This is a genomic window from Lacipirellula limnantheis (genome assembly GCF_007746075.1).
Taxonomy (GTDB): domain Bacteria; phylum Planctomycetota; class Planctomycetia; order Pirellulales; family Lacipirellulaceae; genus Lacipirellula; species Lacipirellula limnantheis.
Genome location: NZ_CP036339.1, coordinates 4601583 through 4624556, shown reverse-complemented (window position 1 = coordinate 4624556; position 22974 = coordinate 4601583). Strand labels below are relative to the sequence as shown.

Sequence of the window (22974 nt, the reverse complement as noted above, 5' to 3'; positions counted from 1 at the left end):
CTGCTGCCCGACGCGACGACCTACCTGGACGACACCTAGGGGACCGGCGTCGACAACGACGCCCAGCGGGTGGCCTGGCATGGGCAGCGTTTGGAGCTGCGACAACTGTATTCGTTGCCCTTGCTCGGTGAGTTTCGCCACTGGCTCCAGGCCACCGAGCAGAACGTGCTGCCCAAGAGTCCCGTCGGCCAAGCGTTGCAGTACGTGCTGCCGCGTTGGGACGAACTGGTTTGCTACTGTGAGAACGGCGCGCTGTCGATCGACAATAACCTGAGTGAGCGAAGCGTTCGTCCGGTAGCAATAGGCCGCAAGCATTATCTGTTTATGGGCAGCGACAACGGCGGCATGGCGGCTGCGGTCCTCTATAAGATCATGGCCAGCGCCAAGGCGAATCAGGTCGAGCCGTTTGCCTACGTGCGCGATCTGCTGATCCAGTTATCGCGACATTCGCCGCCTGCGGTCGCGGCGTTACTGCCGAACACTTGGTTGGCGGCCCACCCGGAATCTCGCCGGTGCTGGTCGCGGTAGCTGTACCGCCGGATGGTGCGACACCGAGAAGCTAAATTCTGACGATTACTCGGCGCTTTGATAGGTGACGTGAGTTTAGACATGTCGCCGCCCGAAGACTCATCACCTAACGACTTTTCCTGACGAATGTCAGGAAACCAACGTATTTGGAACCGGGCTCGGAGTGGGCACGTGCGGCCCTATTCGCGTGATGCGGTCTAGCTCGGCAAATCGACGATCCGCGCTCGTGACCCATGTCGGTTCGTCCTGGGTTGCTTCGGAGCTGCCGATTCTCTGTCCGCTCCGACGACAGGGGCTTAAGATTGAAGCAGCCTGAGGCCATCCGTTAGAATAGGCAAGCTGCTTACTGAATGTTCCCTTCAATATGCAGGGCTTACTGAAGAAGTTTCTGTCTAATAACAAGTTCTGTCTATCGAATGTTCAAAGCGATGATGACCATGATTTCCAGAGCCCATGCCGCAGCAAAGGTGATCGAATATGTGAAACCATTGTTTTGCGGTGTTGGAAACATCGTGATTAACGAAGCCCACGTCATCGAAGATGAAAATGCATGGGTATTCCCCTACAACACAAAAGAGTTCTTAGACACAGAAGATCTGGATTTCGCTCTAATGAGCAATAATCCAATTCTCGTTTGCAAACGATCTGGCTGCCTACATCACTACACTGGATCCATGACTGCGCGGGAGATGCTTTCAAGTTTCTATAAGTCCGGGCGTCCTACAAACGACTCGAGCGAAAGTGCTCGCTAGAACGGAAGAAGACAGAACAATCACGTGCACCGAAGTCGCGGACGATGCTTTACGACTATGAGACGTCATCTCCCGCGACTCGGTGACGTGTGCCATTAGGCGTCACAGAATGACCGCACAAGTCCCCGACATCGTGAACTTCCGTGGCCAGCAGTACGCACTCGCCGGAATCGACGGTGTTGGCCTCTTCAAGCCTGAAGATCATGGCTTAGTGGCTCAGGCGTTCTCAACGGCGTGCTGGCGCGGGTTTCACTGCGAGTACTCCGTTCATGACGAAGCGCTGTTTCTCGAACAACTGAACATCGGCCTGAGTGAAGAAGACAGCGCCAAGGGTGCTCAAGTGTTCGGGCGCGTGCTCGAGTCGTACACGTATGACGCTCGAAAGCTTGAGAAAGGCGCTTGGGTGCCGGTCACGCAACTTGCGCACGACAAGAGGGTTCGCAATTTGCATCAGCCAGTGCGCTTCAGTGGCGGCTTGCTACTGGGCGGCGAGTTCATCCGAGAGATGTATGTACACATGGGCTTCCACCCCGCTCACAAGTTCCGCATTGTTCACGAGCTGATTTTCGAAGAAGGTCGACTTCAGAAGGCATTTTATTGCTCAACCGAGATGGCCAACTTCCGCGAAGCCATGGCTAGCAGGCCTGGGCAGCCAGAGAGGAGGCCCAGCAAACAGGAAATTGAGGAGTGGGTCCAGAGAACATTCAGCTTGGACTATGAGCGCGGTGACGCCTAACCACTCGTTCAACCGGACCCGCTACGGCAGGCACCGTAAGGCCGGGCTGAGGCACATGGTGCATCATCTCAGCCCGGCCTTACGGTGCCTGCCTCCGCGGGCCGGTTAACTCGAACGTTAGCCGCAGAATCATTTGCGGATTTCACCCAAGAATCGCAGACCAAGTCACGGTACGGTCAGGTCACCCATCGCAATAAGGGCGTTTCCGCATGCGACACTTATCTTTTCCATTGGCATTTTCGCTGAGCCTGCCGCTGGCGATGGTCATGTTGGTTACGGCGTCTGCTGACGAGCCGGTCAGTTTGATGGATACAGTTGAGAAGTGGCGATACCCAGATGCTGAGATTGCAAATTCACGTATGTCCGATGCAGCGACGATAGGAGCGGATGGCGCACGTACAGTACCGTCAGTGATTCTGTCCACAACGATGTCGACGAGCGACTCAGTTGAAAAGGTTCTCAAGTACTATCGCGAGTTGCTGACGCGAAATCCGGAGAACGACAAGAAGCTCGGAGTTGACCCGAACGTTGGGAGATCGGTCGTATTCAGCGATGAGTCCGATGGGCGTGAGTTTGCGTTTCATACCATTGTGATCAACACCGCGAACAGTTCGACGTCCTTGATTGTCACTCGAGCACAAAATGAAGAACGCACCCGCATCACATGGAAGCAGTATCTAAAGAGTGAGATCGGCAGTTAACCAAGCGTTGCACCGGAGCCGGCGGTCTGATCGGTTGTTGCAATCAACGCATCGCCCGCCGGCCTGTGGAGGCGAAGCGTTCAAACGGTCTACTTACCGAGGCTGGCGACGCTTGACGGGCGAGTGATCTTATGTGCCTTGATGGTCGCACCTGGCAAACGCGGAATGACTTTGGCCGGACATGATGTCCGGCAAAACTTCGTCGTGATAATTGTCACCGGCGTCGCTCTCGCGCTCCGTCGTTTTCAAGAGCGCCTGCAGGCCGCCTGGGGGCCTCCAGGAGGCGTGAGCAGCGCCAACTTGATCCATAATTTCAGCCCGTCAGACTCGCCTTGCAACTCGTGCTGATCGCCCTCGCGATGGGTGCGATTTGCCAAACGATTTCGGCCCGACTGCGGAAGAACTTTCCGGTGAGTTCGTGCGGGGCCTCGTCGGCGAGCCACACCGCCGTGTCTGCGCCTTCGTCCACAGAACGCGTCGCATCGGGACCGCCCATGTCGGTGCGGACCCAACCGGGGCACATCGAGTTAACGGCGACTCCATCGTCCCGCAGCGCCGCCGCCAACATGATCGTGACGCCGTTAAGTGCGAGCTTGGAGAGGCAGTAGCTCGGCACGTTGGCCGACATCCCAGCGAGCTGCCCGTAGCCGCTGGAGACATTGACGACCCGCGGGGCAGCGGCCTTCCGCAGGTAGCACGACTGCCGTCGGAATGACGCTGATTAATGCTCCGCCAAAAATAAGCCACCACGCGGCTCGGGCAGGTCCGGCGACTACATCTCCGATGATGGCAGCGGCTTCGATGCAAAGCGATTTGGTCGGTCTTGGTCACTCATGGAATCAGTGAATAGCGGGCGTCATTGGTTCCGGGCGACCGGCTTAAATGACGCTGCCAAGTTCAGCAAATCATTGCGGGCGAAATCCGACACGATCTCAACCCAAGTTCCGTCTTGCTGGAAGACCAGGATACTCAGAGCCCCGTCAATTTCGGGGTCTGACAGTTGAAACCGTCGCCCCGAAAACTCGATTTCCTCAAACTCCAGTCGGTCTTGCATTTCTGGGTCAAGTTCCGCGCGAAGGTGAAACCAAAACCGATTCGAGTCTCCCCCGTGATAGTGGATGCCGAGACCCTCCGGCCGCTTCCCTCGCGGCGGTTCGTAGTTAACGTCGCATCCACCAAACTCAGACCTGACTTTTGGAAGTAAGACGGTGAATGGAACCTTGTCGATTGCCGCCTCCAAGGTCATGCGTTGAACAACTGGCATGGCATCCCGCGTATGCTTGCCTGATAACGGCTGCACGTTGAAAACGTCGCCGTCAATCTCCCCATTGAACGTCACTTGAACGACTTCAAACGTCTCAAAGGTCAGCCCCCCTAAGTTGGCCCGAATTGATAAGAGCGATGGGAACTCCAAATCAGCGGCGAACTCAAATTCGTCCGCCTCAGTGGGGAGCCAATGAGGCCAAATCTGATCGACGGGAGTCGGGACGGCTCGGATTCGCACGCATTTGCGTCCGGCAACTTGACATTCCCCGAGGGGCTCCAGCGTGAGCGAAGTGAAAAGCCGGCGAATAAGCCCGCGGTCGAAATGGCGACGGAAATCATTCGGCAGTGAATCGCCATTTCCTCTGCCGCGACTCGGCTCCTTTTCCATTTCGATGCTTCCGTCAGCAACTCGCTTGAGCCGTTGATTCCCCTTGGTAACTTCAACCGTTGACTCAGTTTTGCCACCCTTGATTCGCGTTTGATCCACTCGGACCACATCCGGCATCGTTGCCCAAAACTCCGAGTCAACGAACGACTTGGCCTCTGTGGTTGGCCGCTTCTCTCGACCAATGGGATGCCGCCGCGACGATACCCCGTTGTTCGTTTCGGTTCGTTCGCGTCGCACCTTCGCCCAAATAGTCTGGGGCAGGCTACCGCTGCCGTAGAACGATTCGAGAAACTCTCCCAAAAGTCCCATTGCCAAACTCGGTTACGTGCGTTCGCTCATGGCGGCTTACGCACATTGCTTGAAGAATTTCACCAACTTTTCCCGCGGGCATACTTTGTAGTCACGTCCAACCACAGTCTATCAGCCGACGGAGGTCGTGCGCTCAGACAGGCTCAAGCGGCCGGTGAAGAGTTGAAAGGGGCGAAGCGGCTGCTGGTCGACGACGCTATCAGCGTCGCAAGAGCCCTACGCTCGCCAAGCGTAGATCTTGTGGAACGCCCTTACTCCCCACTCCCCTCCGCCCTAAACGTTCCTTTTCTGAGCTATCTCTAAAACTGTAGCGCCTTTCTTTGCAGTCCTCATCCCAAGATAGCAATCGACTACTACTCCGAGCAGAAGACTTACGGAGCAGAACACAAGGAACTGGTGCAATTGGTCACCGCGGTTGATTGCCGCGCTTACAACACCTGCAATTACGGTGGCTAATACGAGTGGGCCGTAAGCCCGATACGTGCTAAGGCAAGAGATACAAAATAAAAACCCAAAAATCAAAACTCCGCGCCAGTGCATTGCACGCCATTTATCTGCACTGGCCGTTGAGTATGCCCTAAGAGTCAACAGCAAGCACACCAAAGCGACCGCTGCGACAATACACCACAGACTTCTTAGCAAGAATGATTTCTCTCTCATCGACTTCCACATGACGTCTTGGGCTTCCCCCGATCTATGTACCGGCCGCAATAAGAGGATCGGGTTAATTGGATACTACTCTGCTAGCCCATCGTTGCGAAGAAGCCTGCCGAAGCGTAACCGAAGCAGGCCCCGAAGCGGAGGTGGGCCAGCGGGCGGCGAACAAAGCCGGGGGCATGCACCCAGGTGAGCTGTGCGCCCGATGGTGGGTGTAATCCAGACGACAACGGTCGATGCACCACGAGGGACGACAGTCACCGAACCCCAGGTTAAGATTCAATTTGCGGCGATTGCTTGCCTGCGCGTCAGGCCGCACATTTGCCGTCTACAAGTGATAGGCAGAAACATCCGATAACCAAGTTATGCCGCTATGCGACGCGACTTTGAAATCAAGGACGGCATTTATCTGTCGCAGTCGCCACATGAACTCGACCTACATAACAACTTCGATTTTTGTGGCCTCCACTATTCGGTAGAGCACCGCACTCTCTCGTTGCATTGGCGGCGCTCCACGGGTGACGGTGTTGCTGGCGGCACGCCAGCCTCGGTAAGCGTGGAGTTTCGAGAGGTGAGCGAGTTCCGCTTCCTTCCTCGCGATGCGGAACTTCCTTTCACCGAGGATGATTGCGTCAACACGTGGGGATATTGGACGGACGAGGAGTGGGCAGACGGAGTTATCATGACCGATCCCACTCAAGCGCCAGACCCGCAATGGCTCACGGGCATTCATTTCATGTCTGGTGCGACTATCGCAGTTCAGGCATCTTCTGCTCATGCAACGATCACGGCCTAACCATGCGCTGCAGCGAACCCGGCTTGATCGTCGCGGTTGCAATCGTGGCTCCCGCGGCCGGGTCGCTGAGCTTGGGATCGTTCGAAAGGCCTTCTTACCGACGATGGCAACGCTCAACGGGTTAGTGAGATTCGTTAGGCTTCACCACTGATAACTTGTGTGCCTTGATGGTCGCGCCTAGCAATCGATGAATGACTCTGGCGGACATGATGTCCAGCAAAACTTCCTCGTGATAATTGTCACCCGTGTCGCTCTCGCACTCCAGCCACGCCCTAGACGGCGATTCAAGGACCCGTTTGTTGAGGGGCGTCTGCGAGGTCGCGCTGCACCGTTTCCTCGCGAGAGCGGACCGCCTGGGGGCCTCCAGGAGCCGCGAGCAGCGCCAACTTGATCAACAATCTCAGCCCACTAGACTCGCCTTGCAACTCTTGCTGATCGTCATCGCGACGCCGCGATTTGCCAAGCGATCTCGGCAGCATCACCGGGCCTCTTTCACACCTTTTCACCGCCGCTTCCCCTTTGGCCTGATCTCAGCACGCGACCACGGCGTGATGTCCGCGACCAGCCAGTTGTTTGGCGATTTCCAAGCCGATGCCGCGGTTGCCGCCGGTGACGAGGACGACTGGCAGTGGTGCGTTCGGTGCCATGGTCGATGCTAAGAGGGGGTCTGTCCATGGGTCCGATGTCGTTGAGACCGCAGCACGACGCATTCTTCGTGCCGAGAAAGGTGGGACGCAGAATTGGGTAGTGCCCGACTAAGTGTGCAGCCCCAGAATCGGGGTTAGAATGCGGGCTTAGAGATTTCAATAAGCAGCTTTTTTATGGATGACAATCGTGCGATACACCTTAGCACTGATTTCGGCCGCCATCGGCTCCATCTTGTTAATTCAGTTCGCTAAACTCGTCAGTCTATATCGCCAAGACCTGAGTAGGGGAAACCTGCTTCCATCCGACATCGACGGGCGTGACTATCTATGGTTGGGGGCGTGGTTGGTTTCAGGCATTGCGCTTGTGCTATTGACGTTGGTTCTTGTACTGCGTCGCAGGCCGAATCAGCTGCAAGATTGAATCAGGGATAGCAACGCGCGTCGGATTGCATTCCCGCGTGGGCGGTTACAATGCGAGACATGGCCTTCCCGACCCTCACCACCTGCACTAAATGCGGAAAGCCGGCGTCGATGACGCGCATGGACGTGATGGTCACTCGACCGGCGAGTGGGGCGTCATTGGAAGGCGAGGAAGTAAAGCTCGGCTACTCCTACGCCGTAGACTGCCCTCACTGCGGCTTCAGCTTCACCAGCCTGCTCGGGCCGTTGCGCAGCGTCCCTGACCCCGGCGGGGAGGCTGGGGGCTAGTAGTTATTGTATGGCCAATTACTCGCTCAAGAGATTGTTTGTTGCCACAACCCTTGTCGCCGTCGGGATTGGCATATTCACCTTAAGATTGCAGCCTGCCCTGTTCGCCATCTCATTCTCAGGGGCGCTCATCGGTGCCGGCATTCTTACGCCTGTTCGGCATCCCTGGATCGGTGCGGTCGTCGGTTTCATATCCGCCCCATGCCTAGTAGTCGCTTACGAAGTGTGGCATTGGAGCACTTACGGCATGGAACACAACTGACACCGGCCGGGGGGGCTGGGGGGGCGTAAGTGTGCAGCCCCTCTAGGCTGGGGGCGACTTGCGGGAGAGGGCCGCGATAGAGATGAACGTTGCCGTTGAGGTCACGGCAATAGTCAGCGGCACGATATGCCCCTCGCCAGGACCGCGGGTGCTTTCCTGAATAAAGCGGTGCCAGAAGGCGCTGACGCCCATGCCGACGGCGCAGCCGATCGGGGTGGCGATTAGCCAAGTGACAAACAAGACCCAATACTTGCGACGGGTGGCGGTCATGGCTCGATTGTAACCCGGCTTCTTGTCGCTCACATTCCCGCGCAGGCGGTTAAAATGCGGGGCATGGCGAGGGACAATCAATCCGACCGAACGACAGGAGCGATCCTCGGCGTCATTTACGTCGCGGTGCTGTTCGTGCAATGCCCCAACCCACAGGCTTTATTCTGGGCTCCGTTGTACTTCCTGCAAGCATTCTTAGTCGGCTATGCAGCGTCGTGGTGTGCCCGGTTCACGTGGAAATGCGCTCGTCGCAATAGTCCGTGACCCCGGTCGGGAATCTGTGGGCTAGGGCTGCGTTCTTGACTCGTCGCGGAATTGTCGAGCCTGATGGATCATTTAGCCCGACGCAGTAAGCATGGCAATGCCCCCAGTGATCGAAAGAATGGGCTCCTCCCGCCACTCGCCGCTTGCGAAGTCGAAGACAGCTCCGAACAGAAGCAAGACAGCGATGCAGAACGCCGCGTAGGAGCAGTACCTAGCGTCTTGTCGCTGATGCTCGGTAAATGGAGTCGCCGTTTCCGAGCCCCTCTCGCGGCCAGGATCAGCGGGTAGACGCCTCTTCACTGCTCGGATTGCGATTAGACCGACGACGGTGTAGGCGATTGTAAATGGCAACCAGTCGCCCATTGTCGCGTCAAGAGGCAACCAGTCGGCGATTGTCGGCTGAAGAAAAAAGAATGCTACGATAAGGGCGAAAGCGGTGACATCCGGATCGGTAGTGACTAGTCGATAAAGTCTCATCTCCGCATGATAAACTCCCAACGCTTAAACACAATCTTACAACGCCAGCGGCGAACGATAAGCTCCGCCACGCTGGAGAGACGTCGAGAGGTTGGAGGTGTTTACCCTAGCCGTCGGCGGCGCGCTTTGGAATTCCGTTTGCCCGCATTGCCGCCGATTATTGACAATAAGGATGTGTTAAATGCGACTTTCTATTGGTGCCATGGCAACGTGCGCTGGCCTGCTGATTGCGGCAGTTAGCCTTGGCCAGTCAGTTGAGGGCCCGGAAACAGAGGAGTTTGCCGAAAACCTCAAAGGGTGGATTATCACCAACGACACTGGAGACATTACCGCTCTTTCTGTCTCGGAGAAAAAATCCCAAGTCGTCTTTCATCCGCAACGAACCAAAGATGGCATGGGGCCTGTAATTCACTCGATTAGCGGTCCCGACGCCAAGGGGCGCGTCGCGTATGTCTTGGACTACTTTTTTGTCAGCACTTCAACGGAAGAACGGCACGTCCTCAAAACCGTCCAACTAGACGGTTCGGGCGATACGGAACTGTTTTCGAGGCCCGGTTCGGCGATGTGGGCAACGTCTGCCGCAGGCAATGGAGAGATAGGTTCCCATCTAGCCCTCGCACCGATCGGCGATCGCGTCGCCTTCATTAGCCACACTGTCAGTCGGCAAATGCCGATGGCGCTGCTCACGCTAGGCAACATCGAAATATGGGACGCAACGGCTAAAAGCGGGCATCTGATTGAGGTCTCGGCGCTTGACGAACCGATGTCGTGGTTCCCTGACGGCCAACATTTAGCGTACGCCACGCTCGTGAAACGCAGCGAACTGCCGCTGGAGGCCAGTGGTCTTGAACTCTTCGGAACTTACTACGGTAAAACTTGGGACGAGGTTCCTGCCATCTTCATCTACGACGTCACCTCCAAGAAGAGCAGGTTCCTTCACGTCGGCTGGCAACCGGTGGTCTCGGCAGACGGAAAATCTGTATTGGTTGGCGGGTATGCAGCGGACGACTTCCGTTGGGTTCGCGCTGATTCAGAGACGGGCCGTTCGACGCCGATCAACTTACCCGGCGTCGTTGGCGCGGTAATCGCCACTGTGGGCGAGCTCACTTGCTACGTCGGACTCCCTACCGAGGGAGCCAAAATCGAACTCACGACAAATAACAGTCCGTTGCGCGGTCCCAAGGAGATGCTCACGATTAAGGTCAGCGACGATTCCGGCAAAAAGTTTAAGACCCTGTCACCGTCCATCGACCCTCGCAGCCAGGCAAGCTTTGGATTGGGCACTGCCCCCTCTGGTATCCCGCACTCGTCCTCGTCGGCGTCGCCTCCCTGAAACTTGACCGCCGCTTCACGCTCAGCTCGGCGATCATCGCCATGACGGTCGTGGCTGGGCTATTGAGGATGACGGTGGCGTTGTAGCGTAGCCGCTGCCCCAACATCGTGCGGCTACGAAAAAACTATCGGACTACGTGCCGCGCCATCTTTTCGAGCACGATGCCGCCTGCGATGGCAGGCAGGAGCAGAAACAACCGATCGCGCGGCTGCTCGTATACGGGAAGCGGCCGGCAGCGGTCAGTCAACCAGCTTGGCCGGCGCGTCGTGGCGACTAGTGGCCCGATCACCAGACGCTAGCGACGGTATCCGCCGTTTAATGGCGGACTTTTGCCCCTTCAGTTCGCCGCCTCCCAGCCCAAGCTGGCGCTGCCCACCTCCGAATTTTTCCCTATAAGAGCCGCCGCCTGGGCACGTCCATCTGGTGGCGATCGGCGTCCGTGAGGACGATCGCTCGCGGACGCCAACCGTTAACCGCCGAGTTTCGTCCTTGAACATGCAACAAGCCGCCAACATTTTCCGCTCGCAACTGAGAGCGGGGCGCTGCGAGCCCAGCGAAGATCAAGGGCCGCGCTGGGGCAGAGGATTTCGGACGGCCGCGGCGACGATGAGCTTCCTGTCAGCGGTCACGTTCGGTCTGAAATCGACGCACGCCGCCTTCACGACCATCATCAATTCGCCCCCCGATGCGATCGAGACGCTGAGTTCCATTGGATCCGGTACGCAACTGAACCTTTACCCCGGCGCAGCCCTTGACCGCCTCTTTCGCATCGGCGCTGGCCGGCAGTCGAGCGACAACATCGAAGTCAATCTCGACGGGGGCATCGTGCTGGGCTCGCTGAAGACGAGCGGCAGCTGGAAGAAGAACTCCAATGTGGTCATCAACATCCGCGGCGGCGTCGTCGGCGAGTACTTGATCGCAGACAATGCGAACGTCGTTAATGTCTCTGGTGGTTCGATCAGGAACTTCTATACGTTCGACGAAAGTCGACTCAATCTGTTCGGAGGCGACTTCCGAGTCAACGGAACTCCAGTCGCCGGTCTCAATGCGTTGGGAAGTTCGCTCTCGCTCAACCTTGATCCGGGAAGCTTGCTTACCGGCACGCTCGCCGACGGAACGCCGGTGGCCATCTCCGGCGAAGGAATCAACTCCGACTATCTCGTTGACGGCACACTCACCCTCCATGCCGCGGTCGTTCCCGCTGCCGTTCCGCACACCTTCCACGCACCCGGCGGCGCACTTCCCCATGGACTGCGGGCCGGCCAGCGCCTTGTCGTGGGCGACGAGGGAATCGTCCCCCAGAACTTCAACGCCAGTTGGGGCAGCGTGGTCGACGTAACGGCCGGCAAAATCGGCGATAAATTTGAGGCGGTTGGTGCCGTCGTTAGCGTTTCGGGGGGCGAAGTGGGCGGTCAATCGACCGCGTTCCGCGGCACGGTCGTCAGTCTTTCCGGCGGATCAATCGGCAACAACTTCAACGCTGGCCGGGGAAGCGTCTTCAATATGACCGGCGGCGAAGTCGGTTATTTGTTCGAGGCGCTCGGCGGGAGCCAAGTCAACTTGGCCGGCGGAGTCGTCCAGCCCTATTTGGTGGCGCATCCCGACAGTAAGGTTGTCATCGCGGGCAGCGGCTTTCGCCTTGACGGCGTTGCTGTTGGCGGGCTGAATGCCGTCGGCAATGAGCGGCAGATCAACGTTCCGGCCGGCGCGGTTCTCAGCGGGACATTTGCCGATGGCCGACAGTTCGCCTTTTCGGATCAGACCTACGACGACTTTGCCGCGGGAACGCTGACCTTGCGGGCCACCCCGCCGCCGGCGGCGGGCCCCCCAATGATCCACGCTCCCAGCGCCGCGTCGCCCCTCGGTCTGCAATCAGGTCAGACGCTCCTCGTCTCCGACGGCGGCGACGTGGGAGAAAACTTCAATGCCGATTGGGGGAGCGTCGTCTCGATCAACGGCGGACAGGTCGGCGGCGGTTTCGAGGCGGTCGGTGCCATGGTTAACGTCACCGCCGGTCACATCGGCTGGCGCTTCGACGCGTTCTACGGCAGTGCGATCAACATTTCAGGAGGCGTCTTCGAGGGGGTGGTTCGCGCTCATCGGGGCAGCGTCATCAACTTTTCCGGCGGACAGATTGGCCATTATCTTACCGTCGACAACGGCAGCGTCGTCAATGTCAGCGGCGGCGTGATCGATTACGGCACGCAGGTAAACAGGGGGGGCGTCCTCAATCTCTCCGGCGGCGAACTCGGCGAGGAATTTCAGGTCTACAGTGGAGCGTTCAACATGAACGGCGGCTCGATTGCAGGCCGAGCGTCGATTTTGGGCGATGCCGTCGCCAACGTCTCCGGCGGGACTATTGGCGATCAGTTGTCCGTCCAAAACGGCGCTCGGCTCGTCCTCGCCGGGGGCGACTTCCGCCTCAACGGCGTCCCCCTCAGCGGGCTTGCTACCATTGGGTCATCGACTGCAGTCGATATTCCCGCCGACGCCCTCCTCAGCGGCACGCTCCGCGACGGCACCCCCTTCGCCTTTTCCGATCAGGACGGCGACTATTTTGAACCAGGAGCGATCCGGCTGATTAACTGGTACGACGAGCTTCCGAATCCTCCGCTGATCGACCGTCCCAACGGACCGACGCCGACCGGAGTCCGCGCTGGCCAAACAATTGTCGTCGACGCCAGCCATCCCCTCGGCGATCACTTCAACGCCGGCTGGGGGAGTTCCGTCACCGTTGCCGGCGGATCAATTGGCGAAAACTTCGAAGCCGCTGGCGCGCAAGTGTTGCTTGCCTCCGGTTCGATCGGCGATGGCTTCGACGCCTTCCATGGCAGCGTCGTTACGATCGCCGGCGGGGAGATCGGAGACCGTTTTGAAGCCTACGAGGGTAGCACCGTCAACATTGCCGGAGGACGAATCACCGGCTACCTGAACGCCCGCAGGGGCAGCGTCGTTAATGTCTCAGGTGGAGAAGTCGGGGTCATCGCCGATGCAGGTAGCGTCGTCAATATCTCCGGCGGGCACGGCGGCGCGGTCGGCATCAGGCCCGGAAGCGAGGTTCATCTGTACGGAAGCGAGTTCCGACTCGGCGGCGAACCCATTGCAGGGTTGCTGCCGGGGCATACCGTGGAAATCAACCTCGCGGACCTTGGCAACTGGACCGAGCTGAGTGCGATACTGACGGATGGCTCACCGTTTCGGACGTGGCTGGTTGACGAGTACTATTACCAATCGCCCGGATCAACGATTCCGACTCCGGCCACCCAGCTGACAGTCACCTCGGTCCCGACCGCAGATTTCAACGCCGACGGACTTGTAGACGCCGCTGATCTGGCCCAATGGAATAATGCATTCGGGATCAGCGCCGACGGCAATGACTTTCTCGCCTGGCAGCGCCAATTCAATCTCCTCTCGGCGGCGTCGCCGAGGCAGACCAGCGTTCCCGAGCCGGCGTCACATTGCCTGTTGATTGCCATGGCCGTCGGCTCGATATCGCCCCGCCGGTTCGCGGCGGATGCCGGACACAATGTCCGGAATGCTAACATGTGAAAATTGTCATCGGTGCGCCGCGCTGATTCGGTCGCCGAGTAAACTGCCGATTACGCGGCTCGGTGCGTCGTCGCAGCGAACGAACGGCCGCGATGCCCGCTGAGCTTTTTGGCGATTGGCTTCAGCGTCGCCGTGAGCAAGCTGGAGTGCGCGTCGCTGATTGCGAGCTCCACTATTCGATCGCGCGCTGCGATAGTTCATTAGACCCAAACTGCTGGTTGTTGTGCACCATCGGCGTGAGGTCTGCTAAAGGCGCATCATCGACTATGGCTGATTTACGAATCAGGCGGTAGCCAACTGATCGCACGACGAGCAGCGATAGTAGCACGACTGCCGTCGGAATGACGCTGATTAATGCTCCGCCGAAAATAAGACACCATGCGGCTCGGTCCTGTCCGGCGGCTACCGAGATGCCGACGCCTAACACGGCCGAGATGGACAGAACTAGAATACAATTGCGTCGAGTCGGAGTCGGACTCAATGTGGCGAAGGCGGCGCACGCGGTGTTGAAGAAGAATACTCCAAATCCGAGAGCGGTTGCTGCCAGCGTGCCGGAGACGATGTTCTCAGCAGCGGTTGAACGAGAAACTCTGATGAGTGCCATTACGACAGCGGCGACGGCCGTTAGTAACAGTATGTTCAGAATCGAGAACTGAGCTTTTGAGGAAGTCGGTGAATCATCGCGAGTTGATCGTTCGAGCCGCCACCAGTGCCTAAGCACCATGAACATACCGCCGAATAGGAGCATTAGTAATGCGAATTGAGCTAGTTGTGTGATCCAGAAGAGTGGCTGGTTCAGTGTTACACCATTTGGCGAGTTCTGACTTTGAACCAGGACAATTGACACGCAGCCCCAAAGTGCGGCGTAGATTGCGAAAAACAGACCCGAAAGGAGGCGAGCCACCAAAGGGTAGTTGCCCATTCCTACCCAAAACGAGACGGTTAGCAACGCGCCGACTGGAATGGCGCTGGCCGCCCAGAACAGGGGCATCCAGAGGATGTTGAACGGAATCAACGGCTGAACCATCGGCGTCGCGCACAGCACCGTCAGTACCGTCAGTAGACGCTTGATTCGTGGCTCACTGATCAATTCAGATTTCATTCCGCCAGTTTAACCGGCATGACGATAGCCGGCCTCGCAGGCCCAGAGGATTTAGTTTCAGCCCGCCAGACTCGCGTCGCTAATATTGCTGATCGTCGTCAACGCCGCCCTCTCGATCCAATGGCTCCGATCGGATCCTCAGATGCCCGCCCGAGCCGTCGCCGACTTCATCGCCTGGAACCCCGAAATCGGGCTGCGACTGCTCAATTCCTGACAATGCAGTTCTTCTGTGGAAGCCAGTCGAGATATTGGCGTCTTTCCTAAAGTGCTGCTAGCTTGAACGCGAACGGTTAATTGCCACGCGACGGAGCGAACAGCATGCGCACTCTCATTTACGGCGTTGTCTTTCTGATTTCGGCTAGAGTGCTAATTGCCGAGAGTGATACGCGCAGCGCCAGCGCACCGATTCCTTTGCTCCCAGCTACCGATCCAATCCAGCGGTTAGGAGATTCAGAGTTCCGCCTTCCACGAAGGGATGGCCGCGAACGGATGTTCCAATTCTCACCAGATGGGAAATTGATCGCCGCCTGTAATTGGGACGAGGTCCGACTGTGGACTTTCCCCGATGGCAATCTGAAGCACGACTTCTCAGACGTGATCGATTCTGACTGTATTTCGTTCGTGCAGAATGGGCGGGAACTTCTCGTTCTCGATCGGCGGGAGAAAGCCATCCTGCGTTTCGACGTGAACTCCGGAAAACTACTGCGAAAGAATAAACTGGATGAAGTGAGGCGCGAGAATTCGACGCAGTACACGTTTCTCGAAAATGGTCGCTGGCTATGTTCGACCGACGGGCGAGGAAGTCTCAAACTCTTCGATGCCAACACCGGTCGGTTGGTTCTGATTAAGCCGTCAATTTCCGGTGGGCGACACCCTGTCGCTAGTGATGGGGTGCTTACGCTTACTAATGGAAGCTTCGTTGAGAGGATCGACCTACGGACAGGAGATAAGCTCAGTCGCTTCGGCGGTTATATGAAGCGAATTGATCCGATCTTTAGTGCCGATGGAAAAGTCGCAGCGGCGTACTCACCGGAGGACAAAGCTGTTGTCTTCTGGAAAACAGATACTAACAAACTCTTCGGAGGCAAAATCCCGGTTCTTGACCGCGAATGGCAAGCTTCGCAGGCGGCATTATCAGCCGATGGCGAGAAACTCATTTTCTCAACGACTCAGGGGGAGTGGCTATTCGACCGCAAGATGGCTGTATTCGAGGTAAGCTCGGGCAAGTTATTGATCGAGTTCGCGCCGCCAGATGCTTACTTTCTTGACGAGCCAATTCTTAGTCCCGACGGGAAGTGGGTGTTCCCAACCGGCGAGCGATCGGCGTTCACTCCCGTAAGTACCGAAACTGGAAAGCCATTTCGCGAAACGCCGGATCACGTTCAGGAAATCCAAGCTCTCGCGTTCACGCCTGACGGTTCGACACTTATCGTAGGCAGTAGGGATAAGAAACGCGCGTGGGATGCCAAGACGGGAAAGCCTGGGCAGCTATTCGAGGCTTCCTACCACACCCCATACGTTGCCACGGTGGACAATCGCACAGCATTGGTCTCTGGACTGCGCGACGGAGGATTGAGACTTCAAGATATTGGTACAGGTGCAGTTGAGCGAACCTTCGACTTTGGTAAAGCCAAGTATCTAAGCCAGTTCCAGATTAGCGCAGACCGGAAGAGCTTCGTTGGCGTGGTCGGAGCGACTTTTCGGCGTTGGGACATTGCCACTGGAAATGTCACTGCAGAGTGGACGATTCCTCCGCAAAGCAAACGCGACTGGGGCGCAGAAAGGGCAGCCTACGGTCCCAGTCTCGCGCTCGGAGGAAGTCGCCGCTACCAGTTAGGTCGGACGCGGCTACCCAAGAAGTTACCCGACGGCGAGATTGATTGGGGCGGCTACGACCTATTGCTTGAAGATTGGACAACGCAATGCGTTACCAATCGGTTGAACATCCCCTACTACGACCACTTTTCTATCGCTGACGTGGTTGATGATCGCACATTGGCAATTATCACCTCAGACGATTGGGTCCAACGGGCTTCAAATCGCCTACCTCCTGGCGCGACTTATCTCTTAATCTGGGATGTCGGCACGGGATGGGAGCGGCTTCGCGTCACGCTTCCAAGGCCAGATTATTGGTCTGGCTTCTCGCTCGCTGCGATCACGCCGGACGTTCGGCTCGCCGCCACTAGTCGAAACCGGAAACAGATAGAGATTTGGAACGGATTTACTGGCGAACTACTTCTACGATTTGAAACACCGTTGGAGATGACGAACCTTACGTTCACTGAGGATGGCTCGCAACTTGCCAGCGGGCATATCGACGGCATGGTTTATATTTGGGATACCCGTGCCGCCTGGAAAGCAGCAGTTCCGGCAACCGAACTCAGCGAGGAAGATTCTCAGGAATGCTGGGAGCAACTCGCCGGAGAGAACGCGGCTAAGGCACTTCAAAGGTTATTCGGCGATCCAGCAGCCGCGATAAAAATGCTGGAGCGTGACTTAACGGCAGCGAGTGAATCGCCAGATATCGCCGCGCTGCTGAAGTCCGAGAATTCTGACGAAGCGGTTCGTGAGATTGGGCCGGTCGCAATCGAGCCGCTACGCGCGTTACTTCAAGCAAGCACTTCGGAAGAATCTTCAGAGGAAATCAATCGTCTAATTCGTTCGGCTGCACTGCCAGTTCGACCGACGCTCCGTCGTCGTCTGTTAGGGATCAGCATCGCTGAGCGTGTTGCATCAACCGAGGCGAAAGCTCTGCTAAAGCGCATGTCCGAAGGGGCCGCCGGCGCTCCAGAAACTCAGGCTGCCATCGAGGCTCTTAACAGGCTTGGAGAGTCACGATGAATCGGGACTGTTGGCCAGTTATCAGACTCCGCAGCACTAAATGTGATCAGACGACGTGTTCGTCGCGGGCGCGATGATGGTCCAATAGGTATTTCCGTTAGAAACTAGCGAAGCCCGTCTGTGCCTAGCTCCAAACCATGCCTAGTCGACGCGTCGGGACGGGTCGGCGTGACGCATTTGACGATTCAAGCTGCGGTCGGCTTGGGTTGGACAAGATCGTCGGTATTGCTAATGCGGATGGTCGTGGCACGGTTGGAGACCGCATCTCCGGCGTCGCGGCCCTGAGACTCGGCCGCCGCTTCACGACCCGTTCGGCCCTCATCGCCACGGCGGTCGTGGCTGGGCTGCTGGGGATGGCGGTGGCATTGTAGCGTAGCCGGCTCGTCGGCGGCTAAATGCAGGGCATGAAGCCACGGTATCGCCTTACGATAGAGCTATCGCGTTCGCCGACGTCCCACCGAGTAGAAGCGCGCGTGTTGTCGCTGAAAGCTAAGCAAAGGCCCTCTCGCTCCTCAGGAGGTCGCAGGGCGCGCGTCACGTCGCCGGCAGTCCGTCCGCACGCTCTAGCACGGACTCGTAGACGCAGCTCCCACGAACAACCGCCAGCTAAGCCGGCCCGGTTGACGATCGACTTGATGGTGCTGCCCGACGGGACGACGTACCTGGACGACGCGAAGGGGACCGGCGTCGACAACGACGCCCAGCGGGTGGCGATGTAGTGTGCGGCCGAGCAGTACCTTTTGTGGATTTTTCGAATTGTGAAGCGGCAAACGAAGGCCCAAGGGGGCGGCGGGATGTTGACGGAGCTATGAGCAGCTGCAAGCGATCGAAGTTGAAGCGCCGGCCTGCCGTGCAGGAGCAACGTCTTGGCAATGCTGGCACGCCGAAGCGGTCGATCCGCTACAGTCGGGTGCTCGAGTGTGGACGCGAAGTACCGATCGCGCCGGATCTTTTCGTCAGCGCAACAATCGTCGGCAAGAAAGTGCGGCTACTGGTCCGCATTGCGAATCTAAGCACCAATAGAGATGAGCAGCCCGCATTTGAGGCGTGCAGCGGCCCGACATAAGTAAAGGACGTGTTCGGATTTCGACCTTCAAAATCAAGCCCATTCCCCCCCAGAGATGGCGTACTACCCATATCTCAGTACAATGACGGTCGGTTTCACTCTTATCTCGGAACGGATTAGGAGCAGGGTCAGATGAGAAAACGAATGAGCGCGCGCAGCGTCCACGGGACTAATTATGCGTGCGGAGCGTCAGAGCGGTACTTTGCAATCCTATTACGTTCATACCTTCAGCGGCATACCGCTTTTGCATTCCGGAGGTGCGCTCTTCTATCGCTATTAGGCTTGCTTCTAACTTCAATCGCTCTGGCGGAAGGCACTCCAGGAATTGACACACCCCTTTCAGCTATCGTCGAAAGCTGGGCACGCAGGAGTGAAGACATTCGCAACGCCTCGTTTCTCATTGACGAATATCTCGTGATTCCTCAGGGCAGCGAGAGAATGGGGGACGACGATAAGGACCCCGTTCCGATGCCCCCCGCTGACGTCCAAATGGCAACGCGTCGCGAAATAATATTTGACATTCAAGGCGGTCGGTATTTACGAAAGCATTCTTACCCAATTTGGAACGACCACTACCAGGCCCATCGGCTGGCATATCAGGAAGTCTTCTGTGACGGCAAGCAGCTCAGACTTTACCGACCGACCGATCGCAATTCGGATTCGAACATGCCCCGCAGTGAATTCCAACCCGAGATAGTCGAGCCGGCTAAAGATGTGAGTTTGAAAAGCGTTCTCGACTTCGGGGAGCTGCCCGTGTGGATGTACCTAGGATTGTGGCTGGATCGTGATACTCAATGGTTCTCACCACAACATCCGAATCGCCGGTTCCAAGCAGACGTATTTGCCGAGGCAAACCCACCGGGATCAACGGTCACAGCGGATTTTCCGTACTACATCAATGTGGAACGCGCCGATAAGGAATCGCCTTTCATTAAGTATGGGGTAACGCCAATCGCACCATATCCAATCCGCACCGTAGAAGAGAGATTCAAAGCACTCAGTAAGCAACTACAGATTGAATATGATGTCGATCATGTTCCAACGAAGTGGTCACGGTCGGACACCAAAGCGAACAAGCCAACCTTGACAGGGACGTACAATGTGATTTCGGTAAAGATTAATCAAACTCTCGACGAGTCAATTTGGCTCCTGCAGCCACGGCGTGAACTGTGGATACGGCAGGGTCAGGATTTTTTTAGGCAGCAGGAGGATGGCACTCGGATTGGTCCGACCGCGCCGAGCGAATTGCGTTCGAAGTAGTCAGAGCGGAGGGTTTCCCACTGGTTCGGCTTTTCCGCGGACGCGTGAGCCGTAATCTGGAGAAGTAGAACGACGACCGACGATGACAACGCTTGACGGGCCACTGACAACTTGGGTGCCTTGATGGTCGCGCCTGGCCAACGCGGAATGGCTTTTTCCGGACATGATGTCCGGCAAACTTCGTCGTGATAATTGTCACCGGTGTCGCTCTCGCACTCCAGCCGGGCCCTAGGCGGCGATTTAAGGATTGGTTTGTTGAGGGGCGTCTTGCGAGTCGCGCCGCCCCCTTTCCTCGCGAGAGCAGGCCGCCTGGGGGCCTACAGGAGACGCGAGCAGCACCAACTTGATCGGCAATCTCAGCCCACCAGACTCGCCCTGCAACTCTTGCTGATCGTCGTCGCGATGGGTGCGCTTCACCACGCGATCTCGGCCCGACTGCGGAAGAACTTTCCGGTGAGTTCGTGCGGGGCCTCGTCAGCGAGCCGCACCGCCGTGTCTGCGCCCTCCTCCACAGAGCGCGTCGCATCAGGACCGCCCATCTCGGTGCGGACCCAAGCTATGAACCGCTCGTGCCTATGCCTATTCAGTGCGCTGCTCGCACTTGGTTGCTCCAAGGCTGAGCCTGAACTTACGCGAACATGAGCGAAGGCACGGCCATTTACTACAAGGATTTTGCTTGCCCCGGCTGCGATGCGGGGCTCAACCCGGCCGACTGTCAGGCGATTATCGGCGACACGGTCGAGCTCGACCTCGACGCCCTGGGCATCCTGGGAACCGCCCCCATCGTCTCCGGCTGCGACCCGATGCCCTCGACTTGCGTCGTGGAGATCGACTGGGGGAGCCAGATGCCGATCGTCTCGCGACAACAAGCTGACGGCAACTACTCGCACCGCTGCCAGAAGTGCGGCCAGGGTCGCGTCAATAAGTACCCGCGCTACGCCTTCACCTGCGCCTGCCCGGCCGATGTGCAACGCGCGCCGTTCGCGCCCCCCGTCTTCGCGCCGCGGTCGGCGGCCGGCCGCACCGAAAGTGTCGTCAAACTTCCGTGCGTGTTCCTCGGCGAGCCGACCGGCAAGCGTCACAAGGTTGGCTGCGTCGCGACGTACCTGGCGGAGCACTATTGCCGCTGCCCGTCGCGCGAGCCGGTGGAGATTCAGTCGCGTCGGCAGACGCAATCGAATATACTGACTCCCAAAGCGATCCCGCGCGGCCGCTGCCGCGACCTAGACGTCTACCGCGGGGCGGTCGTTGCATGCGCCGATTGCCCGTTTTTCGAGCGGGTTTGCTTCCGGCCGCGGTGCTGTAGTGAAGGTCGCGGATTAAGTGAATGCGAGTGCAATCCGCCCTGCGACCTTCCCCAACTTCGCGCGTATAGAACCTAAACCGGGCTCTTGACCGTCGGCGGCGACGCAGAGTGAGAGTAGACACGCAGTTTGTGCATAATGACGGTTCGACCTGGGCCACTTTTAAAATCCTCGATTTCCAGCGCGACTTGCATGAAGTTAGCCAGGGAAGCTGGAAACAAAGGGGGGTGAGACAACTCGCGCGAAATCCGGCCCATCAAGAAGAGGCAGGTGATAGGAAACGCCGCCGTCGTCGCATTAGCCGCCTGTGACTTGTGGATAGGATATTATTAGCACACTGCTCGTTTTAGATCTTCAGATAGTTGAATCTAATGGTACGGATGCCTTCGGACGCTTCATTGCGTAGCTGTTCCAAGTTTTATTTGTTGGTCCTCACTTCACTCAGCCTGGTTGGCGGGGCGATAGCGGCACCAGCTTATGATATCCGATTTGCGGCCGTGCAAGGCGATCCGGTTGGAAGCCAAACCTTAACAGGAGTAGGCAGCCAGGTCGTCTCAAACAACGATCTGGGTGAAGTGGTTTTTGCCGGCAACACCCTGATTCGTTCGGTGGTCGACGCGGCGGGCCAGCGGCATTTGAGCTCCGTGCCGCTCGGCAATCCGCAGCTAAATGCAATACCGCTTACAGGGGCGTTCGACCCTTCGGTAAATGACTCGGGCCAGGTGGCGTATCAAGGCGCGTTCGGCCCATTCGGCAGCAATTACGGAATCGTGTTCAATAATCAGGTGCTTGTCTCAACCCAGGACTCGATCCACGGTTCGCCGATCAACTGGTTTTCCCAGGTGACACTCAACAATGCGGGGCAAGTACTGTCGGCAGCGCACAACGACGTAGCCGAGGCATATTTTGTTAACGACCAAGCCGTTGTCACTTCGGGCCAAGTCATCGACGGGATTGAAATCCGCGACCTAAGTCTATGGCCAACGATCAACGATTCGGGAACGGTGGCATTTATGGGGCAATGGGCAACCGGCAGAGGAATTTTTACAGCCAGTCATAAGATCGTTATCGAGGGTGACACGATAGACGGACACCATTTGTCGTTTATCGATGGTGGTACCGCACTGAACAATGCCGGGGAAATCGTCTTTCCTGCACGTTTTGACGACGGCCAGTACGGCCTGTTCTCGCAGAATAAGCTCCTGGTTCGCACGGGCGATTTGATCGACGGTCACACAATCACGTTTATCTCCCAGCGCGTAGCGATCGACGATTTGGGCGATATCGCGTTCACGGCACAGTACGACGACGGCCAATACGGCATTTTCACGCGCGAGCAGTTGATCGCATCCGTCGGCGACATCATCGATGGAAGAGAGCTGCAAAGCGTTGGTCAGAGCAGCAACGGGGCGAACATGCTGGCCATCAACAACCTAGGTGAGATTGCGTTCCATGCATATCTTGACGGTGGCGCGGGCTCGATGCTCCTGGCAAGGCCGGTTCCGGAGCCGTCGGTCGTTGCGTTGACTTTCGCGACGGCGCTGCTGAGTCTCAGTTGTAGGAGGCGCGCATATTGTACTTTGAGGAGCTCGCAAATGAGCCTGACCTCGCCCGTTTTGTAAGGCGTTCGTTCTGGTATGGCCGTCCCCCACAAAGCCCAAAACGATACGATTGTAGCAGTCAGGACGGCGAATTTCGCGGCAGTTTCTCTAGACCATCCAAGGGACTAACGAGGGCGTGACATTTGCCACATCGGCG

General features: G+C 57.5%; 18 protein-coding genes. 13 read left to right on the top strand and 5 right to left on the bottom strand.

Translation table 11 applies throughout. From position 1 onward, the window contains the following. Positions 1–69: 69 nt before the first annotated feature. The 4 genes from I41_RS17960 (at position 70) to I41_RS17945 (ending at position 2717) form a co-directional block, all read left to right on the top strand. Positions 70–528, top strand: a complete 459-nt coding sequence (locus I41_RS17960; RefSeq protein ID WP_145434283.1) for an IS66 family transposase — start codon at positions 70–72, stop codon at positions 526–528. A 428-nt stretch (positions 529–956) separates the two neighbouring features. Then, on the top strand, positions 957–1280 hold the full coding sequence (locus I41_RS17955) for a YrhB domain-containing protein (RefSeq protein ID WP_168206989.1): 324 nt from the start codon (positions 957–959) through the stop codon (positions 1278–1280). Between the two features lie 109 nt (positions 1281–1389). Continuing rightward, positions 1390–2016 (top strand): hypothetical protein, encoded by a 627-nt coding sequence (locus I41_RS17950; protein WP_145434281.1) that lies wholly within the window; start codon positions 1390–1392, stop codon positions 2014–2016. Positions 2017–2225: 209 nt separating this feature from the next. Beyond that, positions 2226–2717: a hypothetical protein gene (locus tag I41_RS17945; RefSeq protein ID WP_145434280.1), complete on the top strand. Its 492-nt coding sequence runs from the start codon at positions 2226–2228 to the stop codon at positions 2715–2717. A 313-nt stretch (positions 2718–3030) separates the two neighbouring features. On the opposite strand, the gene I41_RS17940 is transcribed toward I41_RS17945, so the two are convergent. Both I41_RS17940 and I41_RS17935 read right to left on the bottom strand, forming a co-directional pair. After that, positions 3031–3408 (bottom strand): SDR family NAD(P)-dependent oxidoreductase, encoded by a 378-nt coding sequence (locus tag I41_RS17940; RefSeq protein WP_145434279.1) that lies wholly within the window; start codon positions 3406–3408, stop codon positions 3031–3033. A gap of 165 nt (positions 3409–3573) precedes the next feature. Further along, positions 3574–4221: a hypothetical protein gene (locus I41_RS17935; protein ID WP_145434278.1), complete on the bottom strand. Its 648-nt coding sequence runs from the start codon at positions 4219–4221 to the stop codon at positions 3574–3576. Positions 4222–5710: 1489 nt separating this feature from the next. Between I41_RS17935 and I41_RS17930 the strand changes: the two genes are divergently transcribed. Continuing rightward, positions 5711–6133, top strand: a complete 423-nt coding sequence (locus tag I41_RS17930; protein WP_145434277.1) for a hypothetical protein — start codon at positions 5711–5713, stop codon at positions 6131–6133. Between the two features lie 530 nt (positions 6134–6663). On the opposite strand, the gene I41_RS17925 is transcribed toward I41_RS17930, so the two are convergent. Beyond that, the gene (locus I41_RS17925) at positions 6664–6780 is read right to left on the bottom strand and encodes an SDR family NAD(P)-dependent oxidoreductase (RefSeq protein WP_145434276.1); all 117 of its coding nucleotides are present in this window, start codon (positions 6778–6780) and stop codon (positions 6664–6666) included. 480 nt (positions 6781–7260) lie between these two features. Between I41_RS17925 and I41_RS17920 the strand changes: the two genes are divergently transcribed. Further along, positions 7261–7488, top strand: coding sequence for a hypothetical protein (locus I41_RS17920; RefSeq protein ID WP_145434275.1), 228 nt, complete (start codon positions 7261–7263; stop codon positions 7486–7488). Positions 7489–7792: 304 nt separating this feature from the next. Here the strand turns inward: I41_RS17920 and I41_RS17915 are convergent, their stop codons facing one another. Then, positions 7793–8020, bottom strand: a complete 228-nt coding sequence (locus I41_RS17915) for a hypothetical protein (protein WP_145434274.1) — start codon at positions 8018–8020, stop codon at positions 7793–7795. Positions 8021–8942: 922 nt separating this feature from the next. Between I41_RS17915 and I41_RS17910 the strand changes: the two genes are divergently transcribed. Together I41_RS17910 and I41_RS17905 are read left to right on the top strand one after the other, a co-directional pair. Further along, positions 8943–10094 carry a hypothetical protein gene (locus tag I41_RS17910; RefSeq protein WP_145434273.1) on the top strand — a complete coding sequence of 384 codons (1152 nt, stop codon included), beginning with the start codon at positions 8943–8945 and terminating at the stop codon, positions 10092–10094. A 489-nt stretch (positions 10095–10583) separates the two neighbouring features. Next, positions 10584–13643 carry a hypothetical protein gene (locus tag I41_RS17905; RefSeq protein WP_168206988.1) on the top strand — a complete coding sequence of 1020 codons (3060 nt, stop codon included), beginning with the start codon at positions 10584–10586 and terminating at the stop codon, positions 13641–13643. 172 nt (positions 13644–13815) lie between these two features. On the opposite strand, the gene I41_RS17900 is transcribed toward I41_RS17905, so the two are convergent. Continuing rightward, positions 13816–14745, bottom strand: coding sequence for a hypothetical protein (locus tag I41_RS17900; RefSeq protein ID WP_145434271.1), 930 nt, complete (start codon positions 14743–14745; stop codon positions 13816–13818). Between the two features lie 318 nt (positions 14746–15063). Between I41_RS17900 and I41_RS17895 the strand changes: the two genes are divergently transcribed. The 5 genes from I41_RS17895 (at position 15064) to I41_RS17875 (ending at position 22838) form a co-directional block, all read left to right on the top strand. Then, positions 15064–17586 carry a WD40 repeat domain-containing protein gene (locus I41_RS17895; RefSeq protein ID WP_145434270.1) on the top strand — a complete coding sequence of 841 codons (2523 nt, stop codon included), beginning with the start codon at positions 15064–15066 and terminating at the stop codon, positions 17584–17586. A 137-nt stretch (positions 17587–17723) separates the two neighbouring features. After that, positions 17724–17957, top strand: a complete 234-nt coding sequence (locus I41_RS17890; RefSeq protein WP_145434269.1) for a hypothetical protein — start codon at positions 17724–17726, stop codon at positions 17955–17957. 977 nt (positions 17958–18934) lie between these two features. Further along, the gene (locus I41_RS17885; RefSeq protein ID WP_145434268.1) at positions 18935–19912 is read left to right on the top strand and encodes a hypothetical protein; all 978 of its coding nucleotides are present in this window, start codon (positions 18935–18937) and stop codon (positions 19910–19912) included. Between the two features lie 638 nt (positions 19913–20550). Further along, positions 20551–21294 carry a hypothetical protein gene (locus I41_RS17880; RefSeq protein ID WP_145434267.1) on the top strand — a complete coding sequence of 248 codons (744 nt, stop codon included), beginning with the start codon at positions 20551–20553 and terminating at the stop codon, positions 21292–21294. Positions 21295–21587: 293 nt separating this feature from the next. Next, positions 21588–22838 carry a choice-of-anchor tandem repeat NxxGxxAF-containing protein gene (locus I41_RS17875; protein ID WP_145434266.1) on the top strand — a complete coding sequence of 417 codons (1251 nt, stop codon included), beginning with the start codon at positions 21588–21590 and terminating at the stop codon, positions 22836–22838. The last annotated feature ends 136 nt before the right edge of the window (positions 22839–22974 follow it).

Excerpts from the sequence above, each read along its gene's own strand:
- I41_RS17955 (WP_168206989.1), top strand. The coding sequence starts at position 957 with ATGATGACCATGATTTCCAGAGCCCATGCCGCAGCAAAGGTGATCGAA.
- I41_RS17950 (WP_145434281.1), top strand. The coding sequence starts at position 1,390 with ATGACCGCACAAGTCCCCGACATCGTGAACTTCCGTGGCCAGCAGTAC.
- I41_RS17945 (WP_145434280.1), top strand. The coding sequence starts at position 2,226 with ATGCGACACTTATCTTTTCCATTGGCATTTTCGCTGAGCCTGCCGCTG.
- I41_RS17930 (WP_145434277.1), top strand. The coding sequence starts at position 5,711 with ATGCGACGCGACTTTGAAATCAAGGACGGCATTTATCTGTCGCAGTCG.
- I41_RS17925 (WP_145434276.1), bottom strand. The coding sequence starts at position 6,780 with ATGGCACCGAACGCACCACTGCCAGTCGTCCTCGTCACCGGCGGCAAC.
- I41_RS17920 (WP_145434275.1), top strand. The coding sequence starts at position 7,261 with ATGGCCTTCCCGACCCTCACCACCTGCACTAAATGCGGAAAGCCGGCG.
- I41_RS17915 (WP_145434274.1), bottom strand. The coding sequence starts at position 8,020 with ATGACCGCCACCCGTCGCAAGTATTGGGTCTTGTTTGTCACTTGGCTA.
- I41_RS17910 (WP_145434273.1), top strand. The coding sequence starts at position 8,943 with ATGCGACTTTCTATTGGTGCCATGGCAACGTGCGCTGGCCTGCTGATT.
- I41_RS17900 (WP_145434271.1), bottom strand. The coding sequence starts at position 14,745 with ATGAAATCTGAATTGATCAGTGAGCCACGAATCAAGCGTCTACTGACG.
- I41_RS17895 (WP_145434270.1), top strand. The coding sequence starts at position 15,064 with ATGCGCACTCTCATTTACGGCGTTGTCTTTCTGATTTCGGCTAGAGTG.
- I41_RS17890 (WP_145434269.1), top strand. The coding sequence starts at position 17,724 with ATGCCTAGTCGACGCGTCGGGACGGGTCGGCGTGACGCATTTGACGAT.
- I41_RS17880 (WP_145434267.1), top strand. The coding sequence starts at position 20,551 with ATGAGCGAAGGCACGGCCATTTACTACAAGGATTTTGCTTGCCCCGGC.
- I41_RS17875 (WP_145434266.1), top strand. The coding sequence starts at position 21,588 with ATGGTACGGATGCCTTCGGACGCTTCATTGCGTAGCTGTTCCAAGTTT.